This window comes from Pantoea sp. ANP04, assembly GCF_041982285.1.
Lineage (GTDB): Bacteria > Pseudomonadota > Gammaproteobacteria > Enterobacterales > Enterobacteriaceae > Pantoea > Pantoea eucalypti.
The window spans coordinates 1-532 of sequence record NZ_JAUTYS010000166.1 but is presented as its reverse complement, the minus strand read 5'-3'; the positions used below and the strand labels follow the sequence as shown (position 1 = coordinate 532).

Sequence of the window (532 nt, the reverse complement as noted above, 5' to 3'; positions counted from 1 at the left end):
CGTCGACCTTGCGCTCCCGGGGATCGCCCACCGGCTCGATCACGCGTTCCTGCAGGGCGCGGAGGATCTTGGCCTGCAAGGCCAGGGGCATGTCGCCCACTTCATCGAGAAACAGGGTGCCCTTGTCGGCCTGCTGGAAGCGTCCGACCCGGTCCGCCACGGCGCCGGTGAAGGCGCCCTTCTCGTGGCCGAACAGCTCGCTCTCGAGCAGCGTCTCGGAGATGGCCGCGCAGTTCACGGTCACGAACGGACGCGACGCGCGCTTGCTGTTGGCATGCACGGCCTTCGCGACCAGCTCCTTGCCCGTGCCGCTCTCGCCGGTGATCATCACCGTGACGTCGCTGGCGGCGACCTGGCCGATGACCTTGAAGACCTGCTGCATGGCGGCGGAGGTGCCGACGATGCCCTCCTTGTGGTCCTCGGGATTGAGGACCGGCTGGACGCCGCCGGCCGAACGGATGTCGGCCTGGGTGCGCAACGCGCTCTCGACTAGTGCGATCAGTTTGGGCGGATCGAAGGGTTTCACCACATA

1 protein-coding gene is annotated in these 532 nt (G+C 67.5%); it reads right to left on the bottom strand.

The genetic code is table 11. From position 1 onward, the window contains the following. On the bottom strand, positions 1 to 532 hold a 532-nt coding region (locus Q7C21_RS22920), incomplete at both ends, for a sigma-54 factor interaction domain-containing protein (protein WP_375151227.1).